Annotated in this window: 13 protein-coding genes and 2 pseudogenes; 3 read left to right on the top strand and 12 right to left on the bottom strand. The window is 72.0% G+C overall.

Going from position 1 to position 19,668, the window contains the following annotated elements:
- Positions 1-27: 27 nt before the first annotated feature.
- Positions 28-1,632, top strand: coding sequence for a sensor histidine kinase (locus AB0435_RS28080; RefSeq protein WP_366006359.1), 1,605 nt, complete (start codon positions 28-30; stop codon positions 1,630-1,632).
- Positions 1,633-2,310 (top strand): response regulator, encoded by a 678-nt coding sequence (locus tag AB0435_RS28075; protein ID WP_366006358.1) that lies wholly within the window; start codon positions 1,633-1,635, stop codon positions 2,308-2,310. It abuts the gene before it with no gap.
- A gap of 36 nt (positions 2,311-2,346) precedes the next feature.
- Here the strand turns inward: AB0435_RS28075 and AB0435_RS28070 are convergent, their stop codons facing one another.
- The 4 genes from AB0435_RS28070 to AB0435_RS28055 all read right to left on the bottom strand — a co-directional run bounded on the left by AB0435_RS28070 (position 2,347) and on the right by AB0435_RS28055 (position 7,366).
- Positions 2,347-3,075 (bottom strand): response regulator transcription factor, encoded by a 729-nt coding sequence (locus tag AB0435_RS28070; RefSeq protein ID WP_366006357.1) that lies wholly within the window; start codon positions 3,073-3,075, stop codon positions 2,347-2,349.
- A 152-nt stretch (positions 3,076-3,227) separates the two neighbouring features.
- Positions 3,228-4,385 (bottom strand): histidine kinase, encoded by a 1,158-nt coding sequence (locus AB0435_RS28065; protein ID WP_366428239.1) that lies wholly within the window; start codon positions 4,383-4,385, stop codon positions 3,228-3,230.
- Positions 4,386-4,419: 34 nt separating this feature from the next.
- Positions 4,420-4,908: a DUF1453 domain-containing protein gene (locus tag AB0435_RS28060; RefSeq protein ID WP_366006356.1), complete on the bottom strand. Its 489-nt coding sequence runs from the start codon at positions 4,906-4,908 to the stop codon at positions 4,420-4,422.
- 337 nt (positions 4,909-5,245) lie between these two features.
- Positions 5,246-7,366, bottom strand: a complete 2,121-nt coding sequence (locus AB0435_RS28055; protein WP_366006355.1) for a DNA topoisomerase IV subunit B — start codon at positions 7,364-7,366, stop codon at positions 5,246-5,248.
- A 434-nt stretch (positions 7,367-7,800) separates the two neighbouring features.
- Between AB0435_RS28055 and AB0435_RS28050 the strand changes: the two genes are divergently transcribed.
- Positions 7,801-8,031, top strand: a complete 231-nt coding sequence (locus tag AB0435_RS28050) for a hypothetical protein (protein ID WP_366006354.1) — start codon at positions 7,801-7,803, stop codon at positions 8,029-8,031.
- Between the two features lie 361 nt (positions 8,032-8,392).
- On the opposite strand, the pseudogene AB0435_RS28045 reads toward AB0435_RS28050, so the two are convergent.
- The 8 genes and pseudogenes from AB0435_RS28045 to AB0435_RS28010 form a co-directional block, all read right to left on the bottom strand.
- Positions 8,393-9,169 (bottom strand): annotated as a pseudogene (locus tag AB0435_RS28045) (serine protease); the annotation flags it as partial.
- Positions 9,170-9,350: 181 nt separating this feature from the next.
- Positions 9,351-10,898, bottom strand: coding sequence for an RNA polymerase sigma factor (locus AB0435_RS28040; protein ID WP_366006353.1), 1,548 nt, complete (start codon positions 10,896-10,898; stop codon positions 9,351-9,353).
- A gap of 429 nt (positions 10,899-11,327) precedes the next feature.
- Entirely contained in the window at positions 11,328-12,266 is a 939-nt protein-coding gene (locus AB0435_RS28035; protein WP_366006352.1) for an FCD domain-containing protein, read from the bottom strand.
- 162 nt (positions 12,267-12,428) lie between these two features.
- A complete protein-coding gene (locus AB0435_RS28030; protein WP_366428234.1) occupies positions 12,429-14,264 on the bottom strand; it encodes an ATP-binding cassette domain-containing protein in 1,836 nt (611 codons plus the stop codon).
- A gap of 201 nt (positions 14,265-14,465) precedes the next feature.
- Entirely contained in the window at positions 14,466-15,227 is a 762-nt protein-coding gene (locus AB0435_RS28025; RefSeq protein WP_366006350.1) for an NUDIX hydrolase, read from the bottom strand.
- 89 nt (positions 15,228-15,316) lie between these two features.
- Positions 15,317-17,356 carry a glycogen debranching N-terminal domain-containing protein gene (locus AB0435_RS28020; RefSeq protein WP_366006349.1) on the bottom strand — a complete coding sequence of 680 codons (2,040 nt, stop codon included), beginning with the start codon at positions 17,354-17,356 and terminating at the stop codon, positions 15,317-15,319.
- A 125-nt stretch (positions 17,357-17,481) separates the two neighbouring features.
- Positions 17,482-18,726 (bottom strand): annotated as a pseudogene (locus AB0435_RS28015) (DUF4192 domain-containing protein); the annotation flags it as partial.
- A gap of 65 nt (positions 18,727-18,791) precedes the next feature.
- Positions 18,792-18,992 carry a hypothetical protein gene (locus AB0435_RS28010; RefSeq protein ID WP_366428233.1) on the bottom strand — a complete coding sequence of 67 codons (201 nt, stop codon included), beginning with the start codon at positions 18,990-18,992 and terminating at the stop codon, positions 18,792-18,794.
- Positions 18,993-19,668 lie beyond the last annotated feature (676 nt).

Raw genomic sequence — 19,668 nt, 5'->3', positions numbered from 1 at the left:
CGCAGGACGAAAACGAAAGGGACCCCTATGCGCCCCCGGTGGCCCCGCCGTGTCTTCGCCCAGGTGCTGCTCGCCCAGCTGCTGATCATCACCGGTGTGACCGGGCTGGCCGCGGGGCTCTTCCTCGCGCCCCTCGGCTCGCAGTTGGACGACCAGGCCGAGCGGCAAGCACTGGCCATAGCGCAGACCACCGCCACCCAGCCCGGCATCGCCCGTGAACTGCTGGCCGGACTGCCCACCCCGCAGGGGCCCGTACAGACCGCCGCCGAACGCATCCGGCTGGCCACGGGCGCCAGCTATGTGGTGGTCGTCGACGTCCAGGGCACCCGCTACTCCCACCCCTCGCCCGCGCGGATCGGCGAGCGGGTCAGCACCGACCCCGGCGAGGTCCTGGGCGGGCAGGAGTGGAAGGGCATCGCCAAGGGCACGCTCGGCCGCTCGGCACGCGGCAAGGTGCCGTTGCGCGACAGCGAGGGCGCCGTGGTCGGTGCCGTCTCCGTCGGCATCGCCTACGACAGCGTGCACGCGCTGCTGGTCCACGCGGTGCCGGGCATCCTGCTGTACGCCGGTGCCGCCCTGGGGGCCGGGGCGCTGGCGGCGCTCGCCGTCTCCCGGCGGCTGCGCAAGCGCACCCGCGGCATCGAACTCACCGAGATATCCGCCCTGCTGGACGAGCGCGAGGCGATGCTGCACGGCATACGCGAAGGGGTGGTGGCCCTCGACCGGCGCGACCGCGTACGGCTCGTCAACGACGAGGCCCAGCGGCTGCTCGGGCTCGGGCAGGACGCGATCGGGCAGCCGCTGGACAGCGTCCTGCCGCCCGGCCGGACCACGGACGTGCTGGCGGGGCGGGTGACGGGCACGGACCTGCTCACCGTCCGGGACGGGCGGGTCCTGGTCGCCAACAGGATGGACACCGCCGACGGCGGCACCGTGGCCACCTTGCGCGACCGCACCGAACTGGAGCAGCTCCGCCGGGAGCTCGACGGCACCCGCGGCCTGACCGACGCGCTGCGCGCCCAGGACCACGAACACGCCAACCGGCTGCACACCCTGGTCGGACTGCTGGAGCTGGAACTGTACGACGAGGCCGCCGAGTTCCTGGCGGAGGTGACGGGCGCGCACCGGGCCACGGCCGAGCAGGTCGCCGAGCGGGTGCGCGATCCGCTGGTCGGCGCGCTGCTGGTGGGCAAGAGCGCGGTCGCGGCCGAACGCGGCGTGGCCCTGCGGGTGAGCCCGCGCACCCGGCTGCCCGACCGGGTGGTCGACCCCCGCGACCTGGTCACCGTCCTGGGCAACCTCGTGGACAACGCGCTGGACGCGACCGCCGGCCGGACCGGCGGGGAACCGTTCGTGGAAGTGGAACTGCGGACGGTGGGCGCCGCGCTGATCGTGCGGGTCACCGACAACGGGCCCGGGGTGCCCGCCGCCGACCGCGAACTCGTCTTCGCCGACGGCTGGTCCACCAAGGAACCGCCCCCGCACCGCCGCCGCGGACTCGGCCTCTCCCTCGTCAGAAGACTGGCCGAACGCTACGGAGGATCGGCGCGGGCAGACGAACGGGAAGGCGGCGGCGCGGTGTTCACCGTGGAGTTGCCCGAAGCAGTGCGCTCACTCGAAGAGGTGAAGTAAATGATCGAGGTACTGGTGGTGGACGACGATTTCCGCGTCGCCGAGATCAACGCCGCGTATGTCGCGCGCGTGCCCGGCTTCCATGTCGGCGCCAAGGTCCACACCGCGGCACAGGCCCTGGCCGTGCTCGAACAGGGCGGCATCGACCTGATGCTCCTGGACCACTTCCTGCCCGACGAGACAGGACTCTCCCTGGTGCGCCGGATGCGGCAGCGCGGCCACCTCACCGACGTGATCATGGTGACGGCTTCCCGGGACGTCGCGACGGTGCAGGCGGCGATGTGCTTCGGCGCCCTGCAATACCTGGTCAAACCGTTCACCTTCCCGGGGCTGCGGGTGAAGCTGGAGGCGTACGCCCAGCTGCGCCGGACCCTCGACGACGCGCACGAGGCCGGCCAGGACCAGGTCGACCGCATCTTCGGCACCCTGCGCACCGCGGCCACCAGCGCCCCTCTGCCGAAGGGGCACTCCGCGCCCACCGCCGAACTGATCCGCCGCGTGCTCTCGGACGCCGCGCGGCCGCTATCGGCCCACGAGGTCGCCACCCGCGCGGGCCTGAGCCGCTCCACCGCCCAGCGCTACCTCAAACGCCTGGAGGAGTCCGGCAGACTCCGCCTCACCCTCAAGTACGGCGAAACCGGCCGCCCGGAACACCGCTACGCCTGGACGACCCGCTGAGCACACCGGGCCCCGGAGAGGCCACTTGACCCTCCGTCAACTCCGGTGCGGGTCGGGCGGCACCACGATCCCGTAGCGGAAGGCGTACCGCACGGCCTGCGCGCGATCCCGCGCCCCCGTCTTGGCGAAGAGGTTGTTGATGTGCGTCTTGACCGTCGCCGTGCTGACGTGCAACCGGCGGGCGATCTCGGCGTTGGACAGCCCCTCGGCGACCAGGGACAGCACCTCCGCCTCACGCGCCGTCAGCCCGTCCGGCAACTCCCGGCGCGGCGGCGCCCCGGGGGCGGGGCCACCGAGCGGCGACGGCCCCGCAGTGGCCGTACGCTCCGGGGAGCCTCCCTCCCCGGATGCGGAGAGCCGCTCCAGCAACCGGCGCTGGACATTGGGCGAGAGCCCCGCCTCCCCCGACATCACATGCCGAACCGCCCGCACGATCTCCTCCCCGCCGGCGTCCTTGGTGAGATACCCGCGCGCCCCGGCCCTGAGCGCGGGGAAGAGCGAGTCGTCGTCGCCGTAGGTGGTCAGGATCACGACCTGGGTCGACGGATGCTCGGCACGGATGCGCCGCGTCGCCTCCACCCCGTCACAGCGCGGCATCCGGAGGTCCATCAGCACCACATCGGGGGCGAGTTCGGCCACCAGCCGCACCGCTTCATGGCCATCGGCCGCAGCCCCCACGACCTCGATCCCCGGCAGCAGGCCGAGCAGCATCACGATCCCCTCGCGCACCACCGTCTGATCGTCGGCCACCACGACCCGCGCCACGTCACGGCCTTCGGCGCCGCCCGCCCCGCCCGACCCCGGAGCCCCCGCGCTCCCTTCCCCGCCGGCTTTCCCGCCCGGCGCACCCTGAGGGCCGCTCGCACCTCCCACTCCTCCCGCCCCGGCCGCCCCACCGCCACCGACCGCGCCGTCCGTCATGCCGGCACCCGCAAACGCACCACAAAGCCCTCCTGCCCAGGTCCGGCCGGTCCGGCCTCCAGCGTGCCGCCCAGCAGTTCGGCGCGCTCCCTCATCCCCAGCAGACCGTACCCGGCACCGGACACGGCGAGATCCCCGGCATCCACAGGACCGCCCCCGTCACGGACCCACAGCTCCACCTCGCCCTCCAGATAGGTGAACCTCATCTCGACGTCCGCACCGGGCGCGTGCTTGCGGACATTCGTCAGGGCCTCCTGGGCGACCCTGCGCACCGTCAGCCCGGCCTCCGCCGGCAGGCCCCTGGGCTCCCCCGCCACTTCGAGGCGTGCTCCCTCGGACGCGGACGCCTCCCTGAGGAAGTCCTCGACGCGGGACATCTCGCCGCGCAGCGCGGAGAGCGCCTGCCGGGTCTCGGCCAGCCCCTCGCGCGCCATGCCCCGGGCCGCCACCACCCGCTCCAGGATCCGCTGCCGGTCCTCCCCCCTCTCGATGAGCAGCCGCGCCGCCTCCAGGTGCACCATCTGCGCGGAGAGGCTGTGGGCGAGCACGTCGTGGATCTCCCGGGCGATCCGGGCCCGTTCGGCGAGGGCCGCGGACTCGGCCTCCGCCCGGCGAGCCGCCCGCTCCTGTGCCAGCAGCCGGAACCCGGCCCCCCGCGCCTCCTCGTCCAGCCGCAGCGCGTATCCGATGACGGGCAGCCCCAGCGCCGTCAGGGCGGCCACCGTCGGCGGGTCCGTGCTCGCCAGGGCGTACGACCCCATGGCGACCACGGAGACGGCCACTCCGTACAGCATCGGGAGCCGCTCCATCGCGACGAGCGCGCACAAGCTCCAGAGCACCGCCGCCGGTGTGTGCACCCCCGCCGCCTGGGATCCGACACCGACCGCGTACAGCACCGCCAGCACCCCCAGGGACGGCCACAGCCGCTGGGCGAGCGTCGTGCCGTAGTAGACCCGGATCCCGGCGACGCAGACGATCAGGCCGATGGCCAGGGCGACGAATCCCCACCCGTGCAGCAGGTGATCACTCAGCACACCCCAGAGGACCAGGGCGAGCAGGGCGAGCCGTACCACCCAGCTCATGACCTGGCGCCGCAGTGGCACCCCCATCCGCGAGAGCGCCTCACGGGCCGGCCACTCGGCCCAGTTCTCCATCGGCACGTGATCGTCCCTCCGCCGCGACGCGAGCTCAGCCACCGGCAGGGACACCGTACGCCGGGCGGAGGCCCTGGGCCCGGTGGGCCAGCACCCCGGAGCGGGCCAGGAGCACGGCCGCGACTGTCATCATCGTCGCGGCGCCACCCTGGTGGACCCCGACCAGCGCCCCCAGGCCGTAGAGCGCGACGCGCAGGACCGCCCCGCCGAGCCATATGGCGGCCGTGGCCTTGCCGCCCCGGGCCCAGAGGGCCCCGGACTCGTCGGACCATATTCGGGTGGTCCAGGCCCACGCGGCGCCGGTGGCGAGCCCCGCCAGCACCCCGCCGGCCAGCAGGCCCACGGACGCCGCGCGGTGCCCGGCGTCGATCAGCCCCGGCTGCCGGACGGCCAGGACGACGAGCACCGCGGGGAGGAGCCACCAGCGCCGGGCGTCGGCCGCCACCTTGCGCGGCCTCGTCTGCCTGACGAGCACGATCGCGCAGACCGCGACGATCACTGCGACATCGAAAAAGCCGGACATGGGACAAGCCTCCGCGGAGCGTGGACGGGCGCGAACGATTCAACGCATCCGACGCTACGGATCCGGCTCACGGCCGGGATCGGACCACGGGTGGGCTTCGGGTGGAACCTGGGTGGAGTCCCGGGTGGAGATCGCTCTCCACCCGGGGGTGGAGGCCCCGCGCCGGCACACGCGCCTCCCGGACGGGCCTCCCCGCACGGACCATGGCCGCCCACGGCCGCCGGCCCTCTACCGGCGCGGATCCCGGCGGGCGCGCGGGCGGGCAGGCAGACGCCCGGCCGGCGCCTGCCGGAGGGAGGGCGTCCGGACAGGCGTCGCCGCGTCACTCACCGACGCGTCAGGCATCGATGCGCGAGCGGTCCAGCGTGGCGGCGGAGTTGGTGATGAACTCCTTGCGGGGGGCGACCTCGTTGCCCATCAGGAGGTCGAAGGCGCGCTCCGCCGCTTCCAGGTCGCTGATGTTGATGCGCCGCAGCGTGCGGTGGCGGGGGTCCATCGTGGTCTCCGCGAGCTGGTCGGCGTCCATCTCACCGAGACCCTTGTAGCGCTGGATGCCCTCCTTGTAGCGGACGTTCTTCCGCTCCAGCTCCAGCAGCGTCTGCCGCAGCTCGCTGTCGGAGTAGGTGTAGATGTACTTGTCCTGCCCCTTCTTGGGGTGGGTCAGCTCCACCCGGTGCAGCGGCGGCACCGCCGAGAAGACCCGCCCCTCCTCCACCATGGGCCGCATGTAGCGCTGGAAGAGGGTCAGCAGCAGGCAGCGGATGTGCGCGCCGTCCACATCGGCGTCGGCGAGGAAGATCACCTTGCCGTAGCGCGCCGCGTCGATGTCGAAGGTCCGGCCGGACCCCGCTCCTATCACCTGGATGATCGCGCCGCACTCGGCGTTCTTGAGCATGTCGGAGACCGACGACTTCTGGACATTGAGGATCTTGCCGCGGATCGGCAGCAGCGCCTGGAACTCGGAGTTCCGGGCCAGCTTCGCCGTGCCGAGCGCCGAGTCGCCCTCGACGATGAACAGCTCGCTGCGCTCGACGTCGTCGCTGCGGCAGTCGGCGAGCTTGGCCGGCAGCGAGGAGGACTCCAGCGCGGTCTTCCGCCGCTGGGCCTCCTTGTGCTGCCGGGCGGCGATGCGCGTACGGGCCGCGGCGACGATCTTCTCCAGCACGGCCCGCGCCTGCTGCTTGGCGTCACGCTTGGTGGAGGCCAGGAACGCCTTGAGCTCCTTGGCGACCACGTTCGCCACGATCCGGGAGGCGGCCGAGGTGCCCAGGACCTCCTTGGTCTGCCCCTCGAACTGCGGTTCCGCCAGGCGGACCGTCACGACGGCCGTGAGCCCCTCCATGGCGTCGTCCTTGACGACGTCGTCCTCGGCGACCCGCAGGAGCTTCGAGGAGCGGAGCACCTCGTTGACCGTCTTGGCGATCGAGCGCTCGAATCCGGCCATATGTGTGCCGCCCTTGGGGGTGGCGATGATGTTGACGAAGGACTTCACCGTCGAGTCGTAACCCGTGCCCCAGCGGAGCGCGATGTCCACGCCGAGCTCGCGGGTGACCTCGGTCGGGGTCATGTGCCCGCGGTCGTCGAGGACCGGCACGGTCTCCTTGAAGGTGCCCTGGCCGCTCAGCCGCAGCACGTCGCACACAGCCTTGTCCTGCGCGAGGTACTCGCAGAACTCGCTGATGCCGCCGTCGTAGCGGAACGTCTCCTCAGTGCTGTCCGCGCCGTCGAGGCCCCGCTCGTCACGGACGACGATGGTCAGTCCCGGCACCAGGAAGGCGGTCTGCCGCGCGCGGCCGTACAGCGTCTCCAGGGAGAGCTTCGCGTCCTTGAGGAAGATCTGGCGGTCCGCCCAGTAGCGGACACGGGTGCCGGTGCGGGCCTTGGGGACCTTCTTGCCCTTCAGGAGGCCGTTGGCCGGGTCGAAGGGCGCGTCCGGGCCGGACTCGGTGAAGATGCCGGGGACACCGCGCCGGAAGCTGATCGCGTGCGTCCGGCTGTTTCGGTCCACCTCCACGTCCAGCCGGGCGGAGAGCGCGTTGACGACGGAGGCGCCCACGCCGTGCAGACCACCGGAGGCGGCGTACGAGCCGCCGCCGAACTTGCCGCCCGCGTGCAGCTTGGTCATCACGACCTCGACACCGGACAGCCCGGTCTTGGGCTCGACGTCCACGGGGATGCCGCGGCCGTTGTCCCGGACCTCCACCGAGCCGTCGTCGTGGAGGACCACCTCGATCAGGTCGCAGAACCCGCCCAGGGCCTCGTCGACGGAATTGTCGATGATCTCCCAGAGGCAGTGCATCAGGCCACGGCTGTCGGTGGAGCCGATATACATACCGGGACGCTTGCGAACGGCCTCAAGACCCTCGAGGACGAGCAGGTGCCGCGCGGTGTAGTTGGATCCGTCCCGGTCTGCCCCGGTCAGCAACGCAGTGGACGGCACGGACATATCGGCGGTCACGCGGTTCGCTCCTCGCTGAATTTCTTTTTCGGCCCCGGTCGGGCGCGGTCATGGCTCGGTCGCCGTTCAGAGGGTACCGAGGCCTGGTAGAGCCTTTGCGCAGCCACCCGCAGGAATGCCCATGCTAGTCCAGAGTCGATCACGCGTTCGATGACTCGATGGAGTGACGTGCACATCACGTTCCCTTGGAGGCATGAACCATTTAGGCTCCGGGCACGTCCTCAAGAACAACCCGGCAAGCCGGCCGGGCAGGACCAAAGACCCCCAGCGACGTGAAACCGTAAGCCCACGCAATACGGCTCATTCGCCGCCAACCGTCAAGATCTGGCCCACTCGGAAGGAACTTTCGAGGAAAAGCCGCGAGCGGGAACGTTTTCGGCCTGGTTGGATGTTGACCCTGGTACGACAGCTCGTCGAGCTAGAGAAGAGGCGACGTGACTACTGTTCTGACCCCCGCGAGCCCGCTGACGGCCGCTGACCGCTGCGACCGGTGCGGCGCTCAGGCTTACCTGCGCGTCGTTCTCATGAGCGGCGGCGAACTGCTCTTCTGCGCCCACCACGGGCGTAAGTTCGAGCCAGAACTCAAGAAGATCGCCGCGGAGATACAGGACGAGACGGAGCGGCTCACCGCCACTCCGGCGTCCGCGTCCGACGAGGACCGTTGAGTCCGCAATGGAACGCTGACACATCGCATCCGACGACGAGCGAGGTCCGGCCATCCAGGGCCGGGCAGCGGCGGGCGGCCACCCCCACGGGGGAGGTCGCCCGCTCTCGTGTCCGCACGCACGCCACCTGCCCTCTCCACCGCCCTCACCGCCGCCTTCCCGGCCGCGTCCTGGCGTGATGGCGCAGGCCCCTCGGGACAGCCCGCGACACGAGTTGCTGAACCGTCGTAGGCAGCGCCAGAGGCTCGGTGCGCTCCGGCTCCGGGACTGCCGTCCGGACGGGCGGCTCGACGGCCTGAGCGGCGGCTGGAGCGGCTTCCTTCGCCCCTTCGGCCACACGTGCCGCCACCAGTGACTTGACCGCGGAGATACGCGTGTAGACCCCTGGATGGCCCTTCTGGGCACAACCGCTGCCCCAGGACACCAGCCCGATCAGTCTCCCCCGCGCGACCAGCGGTCCACCGCTGTCGCCCTGACAGGCGTCCTTGCCTCCGTCCGGCAGCCCGCCGCACAGCATCGAACCCCGACGGTAGACACCCTCCGCGCTCCCCGGGTATGCCCGCTCGCACAGGGCGTCGTCCAGCACGAGCAGCTTGGCGGTACGGAGCGTCTCCGAGTAGGTGCCGTCGCCGTACACGTCGCCCCACCCGTAGACCATGGCCGACGTGCCCGTCCGGTACACCGAGTCGCCCGACTGCGCCATAGGGAGGACCCGGCCCCCGGGCACCGGCTCCTTCAGGGTGAGCACGGCGACGTCGCCCGCGTTGGTCCCTGCGTCGTACCCCGGGTTGACCCAGGTGTCGCGGAGCTCCAGCTCGAAGCCGGTCACTCCCCGCAGATCGTCCCGGCCGCTGATGATCCGGAGATCCTTCGCCTCGCTCACGTCCATGCCGAGCACTTCGTGGCTCAGGCAGTGCGCCGCCGTGATGACCGTCCTGGGGCCCACCACGACGCCGCCGCAGAACTGCCCCGACCGGGCGGCCCCGAACCGCTGGCGGCTCGCCAGAGCCACCGCCCAGGGCGCGTCCGAGGCCCGCACGGACTGTCCGCCGACGATCCCCCGGTCCGCCACCGCCGGAGCGGGGGCCGCAAGCAGCAGCGCGATGGCGCCGGCCAGCGGATAGCTCAGGGAGCGCATGCGATCTCCTGACGGTGCGGAGTTCCTTGCACACCCAGGGTCAACCCGCGCGGCGATCACCGCATCCCGAAGCCGGACGGGCGTACTCCGAATTCGCGCCCGGCCCTACGGAAAGCCCGAAGGCCCGGCGCCTCCGCGAGGGAGGGCCGGGCCTTCGGGACCTGCTGAACGGGTCCGTCCGTCAGTCCAGGTAGTCGCGCAGGACCTGGGAGCGGGACGGGTGACGCAGCTTCGACATCGTCTTCGACTCGATCTGACGGATGCGCTCACGCGTCACCCCGTAGACCTTGCCGATCTCGTCGAGGGTCTTCGGCTGACCGTCGGTGAGACCGAAGCGCATCGAGACGACGCCCGCCTCACGCTCGCTGAGCGTGTCCAGGACGGAGTGCAGCTGCTCCTGGAGAAGGGTGAAGCTGACGGCATCGGCGGGCACGACCGCCTCGGAGTCCTCGATGAGGTCACCGAACTCGCTGTCGCCGTCCTCACCCAGGGGGGTGTGGAGGGAGATCGGCTCACGGCCGTACTTCTGGACCTCGATGACCTTCTCGGGGGTCATGTCGAGCTCCTTGGCCAGCTCCTCCGGGGTGGGCTCGCGGCCCAGGTCCTGGAGCATCTGGCGCTGGACACGCGCGAGCTTGTTGATGACCTCGACCATGTGCACCGGGATACGGATGGTGCGGGCCTGGTCGGCCATCGCGCGCGTGATGGCCTGGCGGATCCACCAGGTCGCGTACGTCGAGAACTTGTAACCCTTGGTGTAGTCGAACTTCTCGACGGCGCGGATCAGACCGAGGTTGCCCTCCTGGATGAGGTCCAGGAAGAGCATGCCGCGGCCGGTGTAGCGCTTGGCCAGGGAGACCACGAGTCGGAGGTTGGCCTCCAGCAGGTGGTTCTTGGCGCGGCGCCCGTCCTCGGCGATGATCTCCAGCTCACGCTTGAGCTTGGGCGCGAGCTTGTCGGAGTTCGCCAGCTTGTCCTCGGCGAACAGGCCCGCCTCGATGCGCTTGGCGAGCTCGACCTCCTGCTCGGCGTTGAGGAGGGGGACCTTGCCGATCTGCTTGAGGTAGTCCTTGACCGGGTCGGCGGTGGCACCGGCCACCGCGACCTGCTGCGCGGGCGCGTCGTCCTCGTCCTCGTCGGACAGGACGAAGCCCTTGTTCTCGCCGGTCTCGTCCTCTTCCTCGCCGCCCTTGCCCGGGGTCGGGGTCTCGTCGACGAGCTCGTCCTCGAGCAGCTCGTCGGCATCCTTCTTGGAGGCGGTCTTCTTGGCCGCCGTCTTCTTCACGGCGGTCTTCTTGGCCACCGTCTTCTTTGCCGCCGCCTTCTTGGTGGCGGCCTTCTTCACGGGCGAGCCCACGGCGTCGTCACCGTCGCCGTACGCGTCCGAGGCGGACGTCGCGGACGCGGTCTGGCGTGCCGTGACCGTCTTGGACGCCACGGCCTTGGTGGCGGTGCGCTTCGCCGGGCTCTTCGCTGCGACGCTCTTGCGGGTGCGCTTGGGCGCCTCGGCGGCACTGACCATCAGCGTCACACCCTCCTCGTCGAGGACCTGGTTGAGGCTGCGCAGAACATTCTTCCACTGGGTTGGCGGAATCTGGTCAGCCTCGAAGGCCCGACGCACGTCGTCGCCGGCGATCTGCCCCTCGGCCTTTCCCTGCTCGATGAGCGCCATCAGAGACTCGGATTCGGCGATCTCCGGCGGGAGCGTACGGGATGTGCTGGCCGACACGAACAACCTCTCGGAACGATGGAAACGGCTTTCGGTCCCGGCCCTCTCTGGATGAGGATCCGGTTCCGACGACCGCCGGCAAGGATGAACCGGCGGCGCGGGTGGTGAATGCAGAGGGACTCAGCACCTCGAACGAGGCCTGTATTCCTTCCGCGGCTGCCACCTCTTTAGTCATCGCACTGCCTCAAAGAGCGTTACGCCCAATCCTCGTGGCCCGAGTCACACCCCATAAGGGATATAAGGCCACTTCGGCGGACAGAACACCCCGATGCACCCCCGCCCGAGTTCCGGGGGCGCCATGTGCCGTTCGTCCACAACGGCTCGCGCGGGCGACCCGGACGTGCGGCCGTACGCGCGAGCCGTGGGCACGGTCTCGCGCATGCGGCCCGTCCGTGCGACCCGCCGGCGCCGTTCCGCTCTTCCGCGCGGTCAGTGCTCGCGAGGGGCCGGCACCACGCGCTCGACGTCCGGGTGGGCGACGAGCAGTTGCCGCATCGCGGCTTCCGCCCCGGCGGCGTCCCCCGCGCCCACGGCGTCGACGATCCGGAGGTGATGCCCCACGCCCGCCTCCGTGGGGCGGTCACAGCCGCCCGAGGGCGCGCCCGAGACGTGCAGGGCGGCGGAGACGATGCCGGCGAGGTGCTCCAGCATGCGGTTGCCCGCGACCTGGAGCAGCAGCGAGTGGAACTCGGCGTCGGCGCGCGAGAAGGTGAGCGAGTCGCCCTGCGCCAGCGCGTGGCCCATGATCTCGGCCATGTCGGCGAGGCGCTGCTGGACGTCCTCGCGCCCGTGTCCTGCGGCGAGCCGGGCGGCGAGCGGCTCGATGGTCCAGCGGAGCTCGCAGAGCTCGCGGCGCTGGTCCTCGCGCTGGGGGCCGAAGGCCCGCCACTCGATGATGTCGGGGTCGAGCAGGTTCCAGTCGCTGACGGGGCGGACCCGGGTGCCGACGTTGGGGCGGGCGCTGACCAGGCCCTTGGCCTCGAGGACGCGCAGGGACTCGCGGACGACGGTGCGGGAGACCTCGAACCGCTGGCCGATCTCCTCGGGGACGAGCGGACGGTCGGCTCCCAGATCGCCGGAGACGATCATCTGGCCGAGCTGCTGGACGAGCTGGCCGTGCAGCCCTCGGCCGCGGCTGCCGGCCGCGCGGCGGCCTGCCCGGCTCAACTCCGCCTCGCCGTCCCAGGCGGGCGAAGCCCGGCGGTCGACCCCTGGGGTCTCCGCGTAGGGGTAACGGTCAAGCTCGCCCGGGCCTGTGAGGCCGGTGTCGGCGGGGCGAGCCGCGGTCATCATGGTGTGCGCAAGGGTACTCACGCCTCCTTTGTCGGCGACACCTCGAAGTCCCTTGAGGTCTTTGGTGAAAAGCACACGAAAGGGTGATCGCCCATTACCTCACAATTGACGCCCAAATGGACAGAACCGGGCACCCTCCGGGGTGGCGTGAATGCGGAGCGTGACGACATTGGCGCCTGGCGGCCGCTTGGATTCCGGAGCGTGAGCGCGGCGGCGTGAACACCCGGGCGCGCGCCGTCATTTCGGCCTGCCGCGGAACACGGTGAGGACGTACGCGCCGAGCAGTCCCGCGAGCGACAGCGCGAGCGCCCAGCCGACGGGCTGGGACACCAGCTCCAGGGCCGCCGAGATTCCGGTGTCCATCTCGGACGGCCACTGGACGACTGCCGCCGCGCGCAGCCGCTCCGGGAGCCCGATGAGGGACCGGGCCGCGGGCTCGGCGAGCACGCTGCCGAGGAGCGGCATCACAAGGGTCGGCACCGCCAGCATCGCGACCAGCCCCAGAGCGGTGGAGCGGAACAGCGCGCCGGCGAGAAGACCGGCCCACGCACAGCCGAGGGCCAGGCAGGCACAGCCCGCGAGCCCGACGGCCCAGCCCGCGGGGGCGACGACCGCGTCGTCGCCGTAGAGCAACCGCACCACGACCGCGTCGAGCAGCACCGCGACGAGCGCGAGGAGCACGGCGGCCGCGCCGGTGACCGCGAGCTTGGCTCCGAGCAGTCCGAGACGGCGGGGGACAGTGCCCTGGTCCGGCGCCAGCGCGGGGTAGCGGAACTCCTGGCCGAAAGAGAGCGCTCCGATGAGCCCGGCGCCGAACGCCGCCGGCGGCAGGGGCAGCAGGCTCGGCCAACCGGTGAACAGGCGCGGCTCCGGGGCTCCGGTGCGGGCCAGCAGCACAGCGGCCAGGAGCGAGACGCCGAGGGTGGCGGCCGTCACGATCCAGCCGGTCGGGGCCCCGGTCGCGCGGCGCAGTTCGTACCGCAGGGGCCAGACGGGGTCGGGGGCCGGGAGGCGCGGCAGCGGGCGGGGCACGATGACGGGCCGGACGGTCGGGCCGGACGCTTCCTCGGCGCCGCGCTCCCCCGGCCCTCCACCGGACGCGACAGCGTGCGGAGCCTCGTGCGGAGCCGCCTCGGGACCGGAGCTGCCCCGGCGGCCGTCGGCACGCGGCAAGGGGGGCACAGGTCCGGTGTCACCCGCCTCCTCGGTCAGGCGGTGGACGAGGATGCCGTGCCGGTAGGCGGCCTCCCCGACGACCGCGCAGCTGCTGCCGTAGACCGACAGCCTGCCGCCGCCCTCGTGCACGACCTCCATGGGCGGCTTCCCCGGGGGCATCTCCACGGTGTCGGCTTCGGCCTCCAGGAGATGGGCGAGACGGGGCGCGAGCGGCGAGCGCACCACGACGCGGGGGCGGAGTCGCGTACGGGCGAAGGCGGCCGCCTCCTGGTCGGCGACGAGGCGCCCCTGGTCGATGGTGACGACCTGATGCGCGATGCGGGCGGTCTCGGAGGCGTCGCGGGAGGTGACGAGGACAGCACCGCCCTGCTCGGCGAAGCCGCGCAGCACTCCGTGGAGCCACGCGGTCTCGCGGGGAGAGAGCTCGTGCGCGGGCTCGTCGAGGACCAGGGTGTGCGGATCACCGAGCAACGCGGCGGCGAGGCCCAGACGGCGGTCCATGCCGCGGGAGAAGGCATCGAGACGTTGGCCGGCGAGGCCGGTGAGCCCCACGACCTCCAGCACCTCGTCGGCGCGGCGTACGGGCACGCCGGCCGCGGCACTGAGCATGCGCAGATGGCTCCGGGCGGTGCGGGCGGGGTGACCGGGGACGTCGCCGAGGAGAACCCCGACCTCCCGCATGGGGTGAGCGACGTGGTCGAGGGTGCGGCCGCGGAAGAGGGCGACGCCGCGGCCGGGGTCGAGCCGCAGCATGAGCCGCAGGGTGCTGGTCTTGCCCGCGCCTTGCGCACCGAGGAGGACGGTCACCCGCCCGGGGCGCGCCTCGAAGGTGATGTCGTCGACGGCGGGAGGCTGGTCGCGGCGCGGGGCGCTCGTCAGTCCGATGGCCTGGATCATGGCTTCTTCCGCTGGGCGTGAGACGGCTCGGCGGCACGGCCGGCGACTGGCCCGGGGCTGCCCGGGATCGAGCGGATCCGGGGGATCGCACAGCGCGCGAAGTCGCTGGGACGTACGGCAGCACCGTAACCCGATATGCCGGAATTGCTCCGTAATACCGACAGTTGTCCACCCGTGTCCCGCCGCGGGAGCGACCTGCCCCTACGCCTCCGGTCGCAGCATCGGCGGGTTGAGCACCGTGGCCCCGCCGGCCCGGAAGAGCTGCGCCGGACGCCCGCCCTGACGGGTCGTCGTCCCCCCTGTGGGCACGAGGAAGCCTGGAGTACCCGTCACCTTGCGATGGAAGTTGCGCGGGTCCAGGACGACGCCCCACACCGCCTCGTACACCCGGCGCAGCTCGCCGACAGTGAATTCCTGCGGGCAGAAGGCGGTGGCGAGCGAGGAATACTCGATCTTGGAGCGGGCGCGCTCGACGCCGTCCGCGAGGATACGGGCGTGATCGAAGGCCAGCGGGGCCGCCTGCTCGCCTTCGCGGCCGTGCACGACCTCTTGGTCGAGCAGATCCTCCACGGGCGCCCAGCGCACGCTGTGCGCGTCACCGCCGGCCCGCGGGGCGGGCAGGTCGGGGGCCAGCGCGAGGTGCGCCACGCTGACCACCCTCATGCGAGGGTCGCGCCTGGGGTCGCCGTAGGTGGCGAGCTGTTCGAGATGGGCGGCGTTGGCGAATGCGGGCCCCGCCGGGTCGTGGGCATGCAGCCCCGTCTCCTCGGCCAGCTCCCGGGCGGCGGCGGTCGCCAGGTCTTCGTCACCCCGGACGAAGCCGCCAGGCAGTGCCCAACGGCCCTGGTACGGGGGCTCGCCACGGCGAACGGCCAGAGCGCACAGGGCGTGGCGACGCACCGTGAGCACGACCAGGTCGACAGTGACAGCGAAGGGCGGAAAGGCCGACGGGTCGTAGGGCATGACGCGATCATAGTCGTCTGCTTGACGATAAACAGGGTCTTGCGGACGGACCGGACGCGCCCCCTCGGACGCCCTCACGCGCGTCACCCTCACACTCCGAGCTGCAGACCGTCGGGCGCTTCTTCGACCATGCCGAGTCCCATCCTGCTGATCCGTACGGCGAACGGCTGCTCGGCGACGCGCAACCCGGTGAAGCGCAAGGCACCCAGCGGCGCGGTGTGCAGCGGCCGGACCGCCACGGATCCGGCAGGCACGTCGGGACAGACACCGGCGAGCGTGGTCAGCAACTGCACCGCACCAGCAGCGGCGACGGCGGCCGGTCGGCAGGCCGCCGGGTGCGGCAGGGGCATGCTGCCAGTGGTGCGCTGCTCCCCCGCGTACATCTCCGGCAGGCGGTGGGCGAAGGCGTCAGCCGCGTCGATCACGCCCCGCAGCAGTGCGCCTGCTTCCCTCTCGTAGCCCGCTGCCGCCAGCCCCGAGACGGCGACGGCGGTCTCGTGCACGCGCACGGCGCCGCTGCGGTGCCCGAACGGGTTGTGTCCGGGCTCCTTCGCCCCCAGGCTGCGCAAACCCCAGCCGGAGTCGAGTGCGGGACCACCGAGCAGTCGGGCCAGTTGCTCGGTCTGCACCTTGTCGAGGAGCCCCGGGGCGTGAGCTCCGGCTCCGAGCAGGCCCGTGTCGAGGAGATGCGCGGCGGTGCTCCCCAAGTGCGGTATCCGCTGCCCCTGGGGAGTGAGGGCGGCAGCCGGGCGGCCACCACCCGGATCCTCCACCCAGAAGTCCTCACGGAATCGCCGGCGCAGTCCGGCCGCCCAGCTCCGCCAGCCCTCGGCTCCGGGCCTGCCATAGGCCTCCAGCAACTCCGCGCCCAAGAGGGCGGCCCTGTGCGCGTGGGCCTGCACTTCGCAGCGGTACGGGCCCCGGGGCAGGGGGTCTGCGAGGTACCCGTCGTCGCCCACTGCCGTGCGCAGCCACCCCAAGCACCGCTCGGCGGCAGGCAGCAGCGCTTCCGTTTCCCTGTCCGGCAGTCCCCACCTCCTGGCCTCGGCAAGCACGACGGGGAACAGCAAGGTGGCCTCGATGCCCGTGCACCCCGGGGGCAGGTGCGCCCCCGCGTGGCGCAGCGCGCCAGGGATACGTCCGCCGTCCGGACCGGGTCCGGGGAACTGGGTGCGCGCCAGGGTACGGAGCGTGCCCGCTGCCAGCCGGACTCCGAGCGGCAACGTCATACGGGCCGCCCACAGCCCCTCGGCGGGAGCGAGGCCGCAGCGCCACGGGACGCCCGCTGCGAGGTGGGCGTCCCCTGGGTACGCGGGGTCGCGTACCAGCAGGGCGCGGAGATCGTCCAGGGCGGCGGCGAGCAGGGCCCCAGCCCGTGGATCGTCCCCGTCCGCCTGCGCGTCGCCCCAGCAAGCCGCGCCCGTTCTGCCCCAGGATGCCGACGCCTCGGGCGAGCGCGTCACGCCGTGCTGCTCCGCGAGCACCCGCAGCTCGATGCTCCGGCTGCTTCCCGGGGCCATGTCGACGTCCCAGCACAGCAGGCCCGCGGAGGCCAGGGTGTCGTCCGGCGGGGGGTCGGCCATGACCGACGACTGGGAGCCGGGCGCCGACCACCGCAGCCCGGAGGCGTGCACGGCGGCGGGGACCTCGGCTCCGGTCAGGCCCGCCGCTGCCGCGCCCAGTTCGGCCAGGTCGGTGCCCAGCGACACCTCCACCCGGAGGCTCAGGGGGCGGGCGGCGGTGCTGCGCAGGACGATGCGCTCGACCCCCTCTGCCGTGCGCAGCCGTTCGACGGTGACGGCCGGATCGGGTCCGGAGTCGGCGGCGGTGCGCACCGTCCCCACGAAGCGGGCGCGGTCGGCGGTGAGCAGCCGCCCCTGCACGGGCAGTGGCTCGGAGCCCCCTACCCGCACAAGGCATCGGGAGAGGAGTCGCCTGCCGCCCCGGTAGAACCCGTCGAGGCCCTGGCCGGTCATCTGCCCGTGCTCGCCGGAGATGGCGAGGGCAGGCAGCGCTACGCAGATGAGCGCCGAGTGGACGGGCTGTGGGCCGTGCGCACGGGGTGCGCCGGTGCGTGGGGGCGGTGCGGGGCGACGGGTCGGCTGACCATGGGGGACGATGCCTTGCACTTGTCTGCACTCCCCTGCGGGTGTCATGGGCCGGGTCGACGGGCAGCGTTTGCGGCCACCCGGATGAACGGCGCCGGGCCCGCCGAAGTCACGGTGCGGGCCACGCACCTCCTTTGTCGCGGGGGTCACTGGGGGCGGTCCTGGCCGCTGCGGGCGCCCTGCTGTCCCCCTGCCCGCCGGGTGCGCGCCCTTCCGGCGGGACCGGTCGGTCCGCCGGGCCGGGTGTTCGCTGCCGGCCTTCCCGCCCTGCTCCGGCGTCGCGTCGCCCCGGGTCCGGACGGAGCGTCCGCCCCGGCCTCTGCGGCGATTCCCCTGCTCTCCTCGTCCTCGACGGCTTGGCGCAGCGCGCGGTCGGCCTGCTCCGCGCGCAGGCAACGGCGCAGGGGTTCGGGATCGAGGCCCTCGTTGCAGGCCCGGTGGAGGAGCTGGGCGAAGAGGTATTCCGGATCGAGGCGGAGGGCCCGTCCCAGGGCGACCCGGGCTTCGAGTTTGTCGCCGGCCGACCAGGCGACCCAGCCCGCCAGGGTGACGGGGGCGGCGGCGTGCTCGGCGTAGGGAGGCACGCAGCGGCGGGCGAGGGCGCGCCAGAGCCGCAGCGCGGCCGGTACGTCGGGGCCCTCCATCCACTCCGCGGCGCGGTCCCGCGTGACGCGGTCCTGCAACCCGATGATGATCGCCGCTGCTTCCTGAGCGGTGAGGAGGGTGTCGTCGCGGGCGTCGGCTTCCGGCCGGCCGCCGGGCGCGGCGGTCTCGTGGAACCTGCCCATGACCGACCGGACCAGGTCCAGCGTTTCCCGACGCACGGTCTCGCAGTCGGCGCCGCGGAGGATGCGGGGCACCAGGGCCATCGCCGCGGCGTCCAGCGCCTGCGTCTGCTCCTCGGCACGGGCTCCGGTGAGGGGCGCGAATCGCGCTTCCAACTGGCTGAGGGAGCCGCGCATCTCCATGCCGGCGTAGGTGGCGGCCGCCGCCATGACCGAGGTGCCGGGGGTTGCGAGGGGGGTGCCGTCCGCGGGGCAGCAGCGCGGGTCGGGACAGCAGTAGGACCAGAAGCGGCGGTCGGAGATGCACAGCGCCTCGTGCACGGGCATGGCGAACCTGCCGCACGCGTCGCGCAATGACCGGGCGAGCGGGCGCAGTCGCTCCATCACCTCCCGCGCCGTCTCGCCCGGGGCCGGGTCCTGGCAGAGGAAGAGGACGACGCCGTCGGGGCGGGCTCCGCGCTTGTTGCTTCCGGTCACGAGGGTCTCCGCGAGTTGGTCGCAGATCTCGGGCCATTCCTCGCTGGTGTGGGGAATGCCGAGCCTGAGCCTGCCCCCGAAGCGGCCGCGTGCGCCGTGGAGCGCGACCATGACGACGCTGTCGTCGGGAAATAACCCCGGTTAGAGGTACTGGTGACTCCCCGAAGTTGACGCCGCTCAGAGCCCACAGTGACTCACTGCGCCGTGAGTTCAGCCACAAGACGGATGATGTCGTCGAGGGATCCTCGGAGACGCTCCACCAGCACGATGAGGGACATCACGTCCAATTCCGCGAGGTCGGCCGCCCGCGCCTCCTCCAAGTCATGGCTCGCGAGGAAAAGGCGTGTCCCCTGTTCCCGGGTCATCAGATGACACCGTGGTCCCTCGTCGTTCAAGGTTCCCCTCCTCCGTGATCCCTCTGCGGCCACCGTCGCCGCCCGTGACCGTCGCCGCAGGAACCCGGAGGGCCCCGGCAAGCTGCGGTTGAGGCCAGCCGGGGCTCTTACCAGGCGTGACGCGGTGAGCGTCACAAGCGCCGTCGAGTTATGAATATTCCTTTCGAATATCCCGCGCCACCCCCGGACAGGGGTGGCGCGACGACCCGCTACGGAGTTGAGTGAGAGATCATCACCTTCCGCACACGTTCCGGATCGCAGAGCGACGCAGCATCGGCCGGAGGGGTCAGGAGCCAGTGGACGCCGGGCGGGTCCGCACGGTGAGGTGCGGGTACGGCGATGCTGTGCGAGGACCCGAAGCATTCACAGGGCGCGTTCCACCAGCGCGCGGTTCCCGGGGGAACCAGGGCGTAGTACCAGCCGTACGGAGGTTGGGCGATGACCGCGCTGTCGATCCCAGCCCGCCGGAAGACTGCCTCGACGGCGTCCCGGTCGGCCGAGCCGACTTGGGAACAGATCACTTCAACGGGGATCTGCACGGCGTCGAAGAGAACCCCGGTGAGTACTTGCAAGACCACGGAGTTAGGGCCTGCCGGGAAACAACCCGTCGCTTCCAGTCTGAGGGCTCGTTGTTGTGGTATGGGCATACCGGAGGGAACAGAGGCGTCGCTGGCTG

The sequence above is a fragment of the Streptomyces sp. NPDC051173 genome (assembly GCF_040689515.1).
Classification (GTDB): domain Bacteria; phylum Actinomycetota; class Actinomycetes; order Streptomycetales; family Streptomycetaceae; genus Streptomyces.
This window is presented reverse-complemented; position numbering and strand designations above follow the sequence as displayed.